Annotated in this window: 11 protein-coding genes; 6 read left to right on the forward strand and 5 right to left on the reverse strand. The window is 41.1% G+C overall.

The features are described 5' to 3' along the window. Position 1: 1 nt before the first annotated feature. Both ICL16_RS34455 and patD read right to left on the reverse strand, forming a co-directional pair. Positions 2-1660, reverse strand: a complete 1659-nt coding sequence (locus ICL16_RS34455) for a dipeptide ABC transporter ATP-binding protein (protein WP_190836089.1) — start codon at positions 1658-1660, stop codon at positions 2-4. A 61-nt stretch (positions 1661-1721) separates the two neighbouring features. Beyond that, positions 1722-2105 carry a heterocyst frequency control protein PatD gene (gene patD / locus ICL16_RS34460; RefSeq protein WP_190836090.1) on the reverse strand — a complete coding sequence of 128 codons (384 nt, stop codon included), beginning with the start codon at positions 2103-2105 and terminating at the stop codon, positions 1722-1724. 342 nt (positions 2106-2447) lie between these two features. Here patD and ICL16_RS34465 point away from each other — a divergent pair, with 342 nt between their 5' ends. The 3 genes from ICL16_RS34465 to ICL16_RS45040 all read left to right on the forward strand — a co-directional run bounded on the left by ICL16_RS34465 (position 2448) and on the right by ICL16_RS45040 (position 5571). Next, complete coding sequence (locus tag ICL16_RS34465) at positions 2448-4703, forward strand: RelA/SpoT family protein (RefSeq protein ID WP_202895867.1); 2256 nt, start codon at positions 2448-2450, stop codon at positions 4701-4703. A gap of 259 nt (positions 4704-4962) precedes the next feature. Next, positions 4963-5148, forward strand: coding sequence for a hypothetical protein (locus ICL16_RS34470; RefSeq protein ID WP_190836091.1), 186 nt, complete (start codon positions 4963-4965; stop codon positions 5146-5148). A gap of 96 nt (positions 5149-5244) precedes the next feature. Then, entirely contained in the window at positions 5245-5571 is a 327-nt protein-coding gene (locus tag ICL16_RS45040; RefSeq protein WP_202895868.1) for an AAA family ATPase, read from the forward strand. Positions 5572-6153: 582 nt separating this feature from the next. Here ICL16_RS45040 and ICL16_RS47480 read toward each other — a convergent pair. From ICL16_RS47480 to ICL16_RS47885, 3 genes are all read right to left on the reverse strand, one after another. Next, complete coding sequence (locus tag ICL16_RS47480) at positions 6154-8298, reverse strand: GUN4 domain-containing protein (RefSeq protein ID WP_337907186.1); 2145 nt, start codon at positions 8296-8298, stop codon at positions 6154-6156. 1 nt (position 8299) lies between these two features. Beyond that, positions 8300-8686, reverse strand: coding sequence for a Pepco domain-containing protein (locus ICL16_RS34490; protein ID WP_190836092.1), 387 nt, complete (start codon positions 8684-8686; stop codon positions 8300-8302). 74 nt (positions 8687-8760) lie between these two features. Further along, positions 8761-8841, reverse strand: a complete 81-nt coding sequence (locus ICL16_RS47885) for a hypothetical protein (RefSeq protein WP_238361090.1) — start codon at positions 8839-8841, stop codon at positions 8761-8763. 197 nt (positions 8842-9038) lie between these two features. Between ICL16_RS47885 and ICL16_RS34500 the strand changes: the two genes are divergently transcribed. The 3 genes from ICL16_RS34500 (at position 9039) to tumE (ending at position 10143) form a co-directional block, all read left to right on the forward strand. After that, entirely contained in the window at positions 9039-9302 is a 264-nt protein-coding gene (locus ICL16_RS34500; protein ID WP_190836093.1) for a hypothetical protein, read from the forward strand. Positions 9303-9530: 228 nt separating this feature from the next. Continuing rightward, on the forward strand, positions 9531-9761 hold the full coding sequence (gene tumA, locus ICL16_RS34505) for an antitoxin TumA (RefSeq protein WP_190836094.1): 231 nt from the start codon (positions 9531-9533) through the stop codon (positions 9759-9761). Beyond that, complete coding sequence (gene tumE, locus ICL16_RS34510; RefSeq protein WP_238361084.1) at positions 9748-10143, forward strand: toxin TumE; 396 nt, start codon at positions 9748-9750, stop codon at positions 10141-10143. The genes tumA and tumE overlap by 14 nt, the downstream gene beginning before the upstream one ends. Positions 10144-10169: the final 26 nt, after the last annotated feature.

A 10169-nucleotide genomic window follows, 5' to 3' on the forward strand; every position in this document is an offset into this window, starting at 1 on the left:
TTTATGCTCTAGCTAACAGCGGTGCAGCTGATAATAGGGTTTGAGTGTAAGGGTGTTGAGGATTGGCAAAAATCTCTTTTGTCACACCTATCTCAACTATCTTACCACCATTCATGACGGCAATACGATCGCACAAAAACCTCGCCAACCAAAGATCGTGAGTAATAAATAAGTACGTTAAATCAAACTCCGCTTTTAAAGCCAACATCAAATCTAATACCTGTGACTGTACGCTAGCGTCTAACATACTTACAGGTTCATCACATATTACCAGTTTGGGACGAGTAATCAAAGCACGAGCGATCGCCACTCTTTGCTGCTGCCCTCCCGACAAATCTGATGGATAACGTTGATAATAAACTAATGGTGGATTTAACCCCACTTTTTCCAGCATCCACAGCACCTCTTGCTTTGCCTTAGCTGCATCTGCCAAGTGATGTATAAGTAGGGGATCGGCGATACTCTGCCCTACTGTCATAGCTGGATTGAGACACGCATGGGGATCTTGAAACACCATTTGCATTTGCCTTCTTGAAGCACGTATTTCTGGGTGAGAAAGCGTAGTTAAATCCTTACCCAAAAACTCAACCTTGCCGCCTGTCGGACGAATTAGTTGCAATATTGTGCGTGATAGTGTACTCTTACCGCAACCAGATTCCCCAACTAATCCCAGAATTTCCCCTTGATAAAGTTCCAAGTTAATGCCATCGACAGCTTTAACTGTTTCTGTTTGCTGTTTTAAGAGTCGCTGTACTAAGTTGGGTTCGATTGTGTAGTACTGCTTTAAGTCTGTAACACGCAGAATTGGGGATTGGGGATTGGGGATTGGGGATTGGGGATTGGAGATTGGGGATTGCCCTGCTCCCGAAGCTTGAATATGTAACGCGGCTTGCAGCAGGGAGCGAGTGTATTCATGTTGGGGTTGCTGGAATACTGTTTGGGATAAACCAGTTTCTACCATCTTGCCAGAGTACATTACACCAATGCGATCGCAATACTCCCCCACCATTGCCAAATCGTGAGAAATCAGTAGCAGCGCCATATTTTCTGCACTACAAAGGCGTGTTAATTCCTGCAAAATCTGAGCGGAAACGGTGACATCTAAGCTAGTGGTAGGTTCATCAGCAACAATTAGCTTGGGGTTGAGTAGCAAAGCTAGGGCAATTGCTACCCTTTGCCGCATTCCACCGCTAAATTCATGGGGATACTGATTCCAGCGAGTAGCAGGAATTTTAACTTTTTCTAAAGTGGCAATTGCTTTTTCTTTTGCTTTGCGTGTTGATAACTCTGGTGAATGCGCCTTGAGAGTTTCTAAACAGTGGTTGCCAATCGTCATGAGGGGATCGAGGCGTGTCATGGGATCTTGAAATATCAGCGCCACTGCTTCTCCACGAAACGAACGCAACTGACTGGGGATCATCTCAAATACTGATTGTCCTTGAAATGTCACCCTTCCTTCAATGCGAGTAGAAGATGGTAGTAAACGCATTGCGGCTCTTCCCAATGTCGATTTACCGCAGCCTGACTCTCCTACCAATCCCATTCTTTCACCTCTATGCAGGGTAAAAGACACATTATTTACTGCCCATTGGTCTTCTTCATCGCTATGATGAGAATATGCAACTCTTAAATTTTCTATACAAAGTAAAGGGTCACTCATAATTGGGGAGTGGTAAATTGCTAATTGTTAATTGTTAATTGTGATTTTTTACCATTAGCCATTAGCCATTAGCCAGATTTTCATTATCTTGTGAATCCTGTGGCATTATTGCCTTACAGTATTCAGTAAGAGTTGTCAAGCGATCGCTGATGGCATTAAGTCGATGTTGAGCAGTAGAAGCTTGCCGCGCTCCTTGGAAAAACATAACGTCTATTTCCAATAACCGTAGTTGCTTGCTGATCTCTGTTTGATAAGACTGTATCCTACTCTGAGGATAGCTGTCAGCTTCATTGTTCAAAGGCACAATTTGTTGCTGAAAGAACTGTTGTAATGACGCCAAACGCTGTCGCAGTTCTGCTGCATTATGTGTGCTTTTGTTGACATATTCACGTAATTCGTCAATTAATATTGCAAATACGTGATAATTTTCGCTACTTAGAGACATTCAGTGCTGATTAAGATACTATGTATGTCAAGAAAATTTTCGATCTTAATAGAGTATTTTCAACTTTTTTTTAGATTTACACTCCTCAAATCCAACTTGAGGATGTGTTTGTCTGACGTCATTTTCCAGCATGATGATGTTTAAAACCAACATAGGTTGATTCTAAGCATAGTTTTTTGGGAATGACCTTCACACGACAAATCCTAGCTTGTGTCAACAACAGCCTCTGTTGGCGGCGATGGTAATATCCATCACGGACACTACAACTGCTAGAAAATTGTTTACCTGCCGATGTCCTCTACTTCCTAAACCACTCGACCGATCACCTCCAGCCCCAGTTCTATGATAAGCACCACTGTTATAGATTCTTCAATTGATATTAACCTTCCGGAATGGCTGCAAAATTGCTTTAATGCTTCAGCTTCTAGCGTTGCACCACAAGATGAGCGAAGGCATAATGACACAACTTTAATTCTAAAGGCATTTCAGTTTGCCTACCAGTTGCATAAAGGTCAGTATCGTAAATCAGGAGAACCATACATTTGCCATCCTGTAGCAGTCGCCGGGATGCTGCGAGATTTAGGTGGCAGTCCAGCTATGATAGCAGCTGGATTTCTCCACGATGTAGTTGAAGATACAGATATTACAATTGAAGAAATAGAGCGGCTCTTTGGCAAAGAAGTACGGCTGCTGGTGGAAGGTGTTACTAAACTTTCCAAAATTAATTTTAAAAGCAAAACTGAAAGCCAAGCAGAAAACTTCCGCCGGATGTTTCTGGCGATGGCGCAAGATATTCGCGTAATTGTAGTCAAATTAGCAGATCGCTTGCACAATATGCGCACTCTCGAACATCTGCCAGAACACAAACGTCGTAGCATTGCTTTGGAAACAAGAGAAATTTTTGCTCCCTTGGCTAATCGGTTAGGGATCTGGCGGATTAAGTGGGAATTGGAAGATCTAGCTTTTAAGTACCTAGAACCAGAAGCTTACCGTCAAATTCAGCATTATGTTGCCGAAAAAAGAACTTCGCGAGAAGAGAGATTAACTAAAGTTTCCGAAAGTTTGCACTCAAGACTGGTAGAATCGGGTATTCAATGCCTAGAAATTAGTGGGCGTCCCAAGCATCTTTACAGTATTTACCAAAAGATGCAACGGCAAAATAAAGAGTTTCACGAAATTTATGATTTGGCGGCTCTAAGGATTTTGGTTAAAACTAATGAAGAGTGTTATCGCGCTTTGGCATTGGTTCATGATGCTTTCCGTCCAATTCCTGGTAGATTTAAAGATTATATTGGATTACCAAAGCCTAATCGTTACCAATCTTTACACACAGGCGTAATTGGACCTTGGGGACGTCCTTTAGAAGTACAAATTCGTACTGTCGAAATGCACCACGTTGCCGAGTATGGCATTGCGGCACACTGGAAATATAAAGAATCTGGGGGTTCTCAGATTGTTCATTTCAATACGGCAGATGAAAAGTTTTCGTGGTTACGACAGTTACTAGAGTGGCAAAACGATCTTAAGGACGCTCAGGAATACTTAGAGAGTATTAAAGATAATTTATTTGAAGATGATGTTTATATCTTCACCCCTAAGGGGGATTTAGTTGCCTTGAGTCCCGGTTCAACAACTGTGGATTTTGCTTACCGTATTCATACGGAAGTAGGAAACCAATGTGCGGGTGCGCGGGTAAATGGAAGGATGGTACCGCTGTCAACACGACTACAAAATGGCGATATTGTTGAGATTATTCGGCACAAAAATAGCCATCCGAGTCTAGATTGGTTAAATTTTGTCAAAACTTCAGCGGCAAAAAACAGGATTAAACAGTGGTACAAGCGAAGTCGTCGCGAAGAAAATGTGGCACGTGGGCGGGAGTTATTGGAAAAAGAACTTGGAAAAACAGGTTTTGAAAGTTTGCTCAAATCGGAACCGATGCAGTCTGTAGCAGAACGATGTAATTATCATTCTGTGGAAGATTTGCTTGCCGCTTTGGGTTATGGTGAGGTAACGCTGAATTTAGTAATTAACCGTTGGCGAGAAGTAGTTAAGGTAGAGCAACCTGCTGCCACGCCGCAAATACCGACAAAAGAGCAATCTACAGGTAAGGTAATTCCCTTTCCTTCACGCTCTAGCGATTCGCCGATTTTTGGTGTAGAAGGGTTACTGTATCATCTGGCGGGGTGTTGTACCCCGATCCCCGGAGAAGGAATTATTGGTGTAGTGACTAGAGGTAGGGGGATTTCTATTCACCGCCAAGGGTGTCATAATCTGGAAAGTGTGGAGTGCGATCGCCTAGTACCGGTGATGTGGAATCCCACTAGCGAAAGTAGTAGTCATCCCCAGACTTACCCAGTGAATATCCAAATAGAGGCTTTGGATCGCGTAGGCATACTTAAAGATATTCTATCACGTTTAAGTGACCAAGGCATTAATGTCCGCCATGCTAACGTCAAAACGGCTATTGGTCAACCAGCTTTGATGGAATTGGGCATAGATTTACGCGATCGTGCGCAATTAGAACAAGTTTTCACCCAAATCAAAAAATTAAGCGACATTCTCAATATTCGTCGCTTGGGGCAACTTGACGATTAACCCCCCAACCCCCCGAATATCGGGGGGCAGATTTCTTCGGGTGCGTTAACCAGGTGTACGACACCATTTTTAGATAAATAAACTTTTTTTGCCTAGACTATATCTCTCTCTTCGCCACTCTTCTATTGGTTTAAAGGAATATTTGTTGCTTGTTGCTGCGCAAAAAAAATTCTTGCACTTGCACACATCACAATGTTAACACTAGATAATAAAAGTAGAATTGTTCTATGAAATAGAGATGAGCCACGAGAATTCTCCTATGTCAAAATTGAATCACTCCTGGACTAATTGGGCAAAGCTGATAGAAGCAAATGCTCAAGCAGGAGTTCAACGAGAAATTAGTGAACATAAAGCAAAAGGGAATCCTGTTTTCTATGAAGAAGACAATAAGTTAATCATGGAAACAAGCCTTGGAGAACGTTTTGAGTATAAATACACGAATTAAGGAATAGAAATTATTAATAAACTAGAATAAAATAAGTATATAAGTTAGAAAAAGAAATCAGATTCTTGTTTTCTTTTTCCTAGAAAAATCATAAAAATGAATAGTCAATCAGCACCTAAACTAACTATTATTGCAGGTCCCAATGGTTCAGGTAAAAGCACGCTAACACGTTATATTCAATCAAATTTAGATGCACCGATAATTGATCCAGATGCCGAAGCTGGAAAAATTAACCCTTCCAGTCCAGAATCTGTGGCAGTAGCAGCAGGTAAACAAGCACTTCGACTTGCACGTGACTACCTGAAAAACAATCAGAGCTTTGCTGTTGAAACAACATTATCCGGTAATACATATATCAAAATGATGCAGTCTGACAAATCTACCAATTGCACTTCAACTAGCAGATCATGCTATTATATTTGACAACTCAACAAATCTTGGACATCAAAGAAAACTAACTATTGAAAACAGAAAAATTACACAACAATCTGAAAGTTTACCAGAATGGTTAACCAATGTCACTTTAGAACAGCTTATATCAAACCAAAGTGAATCAACAGCACAATCCTTATCTCGAAACCCTGAGCAAGAAGAGTCGGGTTAGGAGAGGGAAGTGCAATCGCTCTTCATAGGGCAACTTTGAACGTGCAGTTGCTCTCGTCAGTCGAGAGCAACTGCAAGGATGGGGTATATTTGGCGTGGCTGTGTTCAACTGCATTTTTCCAGTTAAGGATGGTTCACTATTCTTACCCATAAACTCATGCTTGAAGGGATTTTCGGTTCGGTTCCGAATTACCTCCTTTTAGCCCTGCTCCAACTCTTTGATAACTAGTCTGGTGGGCTGGGGGATACGGTGTCACCGCTGAAAGAAGCGGTTGTGTACTTGGCTAAAATTGCCTCACCTATATGATTGTACAGTTGTCTTGGTTGTGGGGATTTTTCCCTTTCCCTAAGCGGCTAATCTCCAAATCCTTACTATAAATGGTTTCTAGCCAACGAATCGCACTACAGGTTACACTTTACAAGTCTGGACGCGAGAGAAGAGAATCCACTACGCACCACATACGAGCTTCCAACAATACGGATAATATGTGAATATCCGACATCGATGCCTGGAATGGGGAGGTGTCCCACTAGGGATATGGTATCAAAAGTTACTTGTCTGTAGTTAATCCAGCTTCCGTTCATTCTCCATCCAACGTGATCGCCAAACTTTTCCCAGGCTTCTTCGTCCCGTTTGCCGTCGGGTACACCGCCGATTTCAAGGTAAATTTTCTTCTGAACGCTAAAGCCAAAACGTCCATTGCTGTATTTTACCCACAAATTGTCTATGGTGCGTAGGTCGGTGCAAGGAAAATTTAACAGTTCTTCATCCCTAATCCAATCACCTTCCTTACGACCTACAACTTTGAGCATGACTAAATAAGTTTCATAGTCGGCATCTTTCCAATTTCTAGCAGCTAACAAGTCGCGTAGTCGAGTGTAGTCTATGTTTTTTTCGGAACTGAGGTCATCAGATGGTTGTGGGACTACCAACGCTATTGTATCTGGCTTATCGTCTTTCCACTCCTGGGCTGCAAGCAAATCGCAGTCCGAGAAAAGAACCCCTTGATTTGAAACGCTGTAGTCATGCGCCAAATTTTTTGGGAGGCTCCCTCTGGGAGATAATAACGGGTCTTTTTTTATCCGCGATAAAAGTCCCTCGTAACTCACAAAGCCACTGCTCGACCCTGTTTCATTGACTCCTACCTGGTCATCATACCATCCAACTGCACGAGAAAACCTTTTATAGTTTTCAAAATCTTTGTTATCCCACTTTTCTGGTCTTATACCCAGCCTATTTCCTGTTTGTATCCATATTTCCTTTTGCACACTAAAACCGAAACGTTGGTTTGAATTGCTAACCCAAAGTTGGTCTATTCTTGTCAGGTGCGGACAAGAAAAACTATTAATGCTGTCATAATCTAAATATCCTTGTTCTTCTCTTTTAGCGATATTAAGCATGAGTTGGGTTGTTTTAATATCAGCTTCTCGCCAGTTTTTAACCTTCAAAAAGTATTCAAGCTCAGTATATAAATGTTGAGTACGAGATTCTTCGACCTGTTTTCTAAATTCTTCTTCTATTTGCGACGACTGAACATTCTCTAGCTGACTTGTAGATGCAGAAGTGATTGACTTAGATTTATCCCCACTCTCTACTGTTTGGGAAAGATTAGCAGAACTCAATGGAGGCTGAGAATGGCGAAACTGATGAATTCTTTGAAGCGCTCTTATTGCTTCCATATCTTGACCATAAGCCGCCGCCAGCACTCGAATCCATAACTGTTCTGCTAAATCGATGTCATTTTCTTCTTTCGCACGGTAAGCATCTATTTTGAGGGTAGCGATATCTGCTAACGTTGCGTATTTTGGTACAAGAATTAAGTGAGATTTGTTTATAGGCTCAACAATCATGTAAGGTGTTTGTCGAGCATTTTTATGCTGACGAACCAATTCTGGCACTCTATGGCTAAGATATTGGTTCAATCGCTCAACTGTAGCACATTGACCTTGAATCCCTAAACCATCCAGTAATGCACGGGTAAAAGCACCTTGTTGTAGTGCATCGATTTCATAAGAATATTCATTAGGACTACAAGAAAAAATGCTGATCACCCCTGTAGTACGTGCCATTTCTTCCGTTTGTCGCCCAATTCCTTCGCCCCGTGTACCTTGATTGCGACAAGCATCTAGAATTAGGACAACGTTATCAGCACCACAACGACGTAGGCGGTCAGTAATAAAGTTAATTGAAATTGCAGTATCTTCAATGTCTCTTGGATTACCATCAGAAGGCATAAGATAATCACGGTCATTGTAGCGTATCCCATGTCCGCTGAAGAAAAACCAAAAGTTATCTCCTGCTCCCATTTTAGGTGGATCAGTTTTTTCAAATAGCCCTAATAGTACTTGTCGCAAATTAGAACGATTAGGACAAGTTAATTTACCATTAACAGGAGGCGAGTCATCAGAGAAGAAGAAAACCTTCTCAAAGCCGATTTCCTTGTCAAGAAATTCCTGCATTAACTGTGCATCACGTTTAGCATAGTTCAGCGGTTGCAAGAAATCGTACTGATTAATCCCAATAACAAGCGCCCAATTCTTTGCCATTTTATTTTAGTTCTACTCGCTTGAATTTCAACTTTATTGCCCCTTTGCCGCCTGCTTTTACACCATTACCAATTAACTTAACTTGCCCTTCACCGCTAATTTCTACCGATAATTCAATTTCGTCTAACTGCACAAGAGAGTTAGCATTAGCTTGACGCTCAGCACGAGCAAATATCCGTCCTACAACTTGTACAAAATGAGACATTTCTTGTTCTAACTTTTCAACGCTAACCTTAACTGCATCTCCTACTCCTTTTGAGCCACTAGGTTCTGTTTCATCTCCCCAATCTCCTCCTCTGCTAATCCCGCCCTTAGTACCATCAGGGATAGTTATTTGAGGAGTATCATCAGTCACAATCCAAATAGTATCTTCTGGTCTTTCTGACATAAGTACTTGAGGTATATGGTAAGCTTTTAGTTAACTTGATTTATAAGTAGCAAAGTTATTAATATAGTAAGTATTTATACTTTTGTTTCCTTTAAAGGAGGTACTTCATTAGCCTTTAACCATTGCTCAATCATTTCTGCTACCACTTGGCTCATCTTCAGCCCACGTATAGCACAGGCTGCATGAAACCTTTTTTCGTGTCGTCTGCGATACTAATGTGCATAGTTATTACAGATAATATGCTGCTTTGAAACAGTATCCATAAACATTGCTACAAATGGACAAGATACGATTCCAGATAAATATTAGCAATTCAAGCAGATTTTTGATAGTCAGGTGAGACGCTCGTTGATTGGCGATCGCAATTATCCGCCCCTTGCAATCGCCGTCCCTACACTCACTCAACCAGAGCGCCACACACAGCATTTGGTTCTTAAAGGGTTCATTTGATTTGGAGTGCCGAGGGCGATGTCTTCAACAATTTGCCACTCTGGGTTTACGCATAGTTCAAGGAGAGCAATGGAACAGCGACGGGCTGGGCTACTGTGTAGGCGAGCGCCTCGTCAAATCGGTAGCGAGTATTTTAACCAGAGGCGATCGGCTACACCAAGATTAAGATGAATCCCTGCTTCTTCTAACGCCTGTAGTACTTCTAAAGGAATTGTGCTGTAATGGCTGCTTTTTGAGTTGTCCTCTTTTTGGACGCCAACTTCTGTTGTTTATGCTAATAAACTAACAACAACAGTGTTTGTGTCCGTTTCATGGTTATCTGTACGTTGAACTACCCTCCATGCCTTCATCATTGCTTATAATTAAAATGTCATTATTTTGGAGTCAAGAGAAAATGCGTAAGCAAACTATTCAATATACGTCATCATTAGATGCTCTGGTTGCAGTTACCAAGCGACTTAGTGTATATGAGAATCAGCAAAAAATGAACTCTGAAGATTTTTTTCATAAATACAATCAAGGAATGTTATCAGATGATATTCTATTTATAGAATGGGCAAATGATTACCGTCATTACTTAGCTTTGCGTCAAGAAATAGAACAGAGATTGAATGATGCTGCCTAACATACTGTCTGATTACCTTGAGCAAGTGGAACAAGGAATTATTCAATGTGAAAATGTTTATGTAGAACGTTACGAAGAAGAAATTTTAACATCACAACGAGCTAATTTAAGAATTAGATTGCGCTTCAATCAAAAATATTTATTGGAAATAAACGAAGCTATATCAGTCACGGGAAATCAGTTGAAATTTCTCGATTATCGTTACCATTTTCAAGATGAACGAAATTGCCTGGTTTTTCGTTATGATAGTACACCTCACTTTCCCAATCTCCCTACTTTTCCACATCACAAGCATTTACCATATGATGTCGTCAGTTCTGATAAACCTGAAATTACTCAAGTACTAAAAGAAGTAACAGAGTTATTGAGATCCGAAGTTTGAGTAGCATTACTGAGCCAGAATACACA

The organism is Iningainema tapete BLCC-T55, assembly GCF_014698965.1.
Lineage (GTDB): Bacteria > Cyanobacteriota > Cyanobacteriia > Cyanobacteriales > Nostocaceae > Iningainema > Iningainema tapete.

Coding starts and splice junctions, on each gene's coding strand:
- patD (WP_190836090.1), bottom strand. CDS start 2,105: ATGTCTCTAAGTAGCGAAAATTATCACGTATTTGCAATATTAATTGAC.
- ICL16_RS47885 (WP_238361090.1), bottom strand. CDS start 8,841: ATGAGCCAAGTGGTAGCAGAAATGATTGAGCAATGGTTAAAGGCTAAT.
- ICL16_RS45040 (WP_202895868.1), top strand. CDS start 5,245: ATGAATAGTCAATCAGCACCTAAACTAACTATTATTGCAGGTCCCAAT.
- ICL16_RS34465 (WP_202895867.1), top strand. CDS start 2,448: ATGATAAGCACCACTGTTATAGATTCTTCAATTGATATTAACCTTCCG.
- ICL16_RS47480 (WP_337907186.1), bottom strand. CDS start 8,298: ATGGCAAAGAATTGGGCGCTTGTTATTGGGATTAATCAGTACGATTTC.
- tumA (WP_190836094.1), top strand. CDS start 9,531: ATGCGTAAGCAAACTATTCAATATACGTCATCATTAGATGCTCTGGTT.
- ICL16_RS34490 (WP_190836092.1), bottom strand. CDS start 8,686: ATGTCAGAAAGACCAGAAGATACTATTTGGATTGTGACTGATGATACT.
- tumE (WP_238361084.1), top strand. CDS start 9,748: ATGATGCTGCCTAACATACTGTCTGATTACCTTGAGCAAGTGGAACAA.
- ICL16_RS34470 (WP_190836091.1), top strand. CDS start 4,963: ATGTCAAAATTGAATCACTCCTGGACTAATTGGGCAAAGCTGATAGAA.
- ICL16_RS34455 (WP_190836089.1), bottom strand. CDS start 1,660: ATGAGTGACCCTTTACTTTGTATAGAAAATTTAAGAGTTGCATATTCT.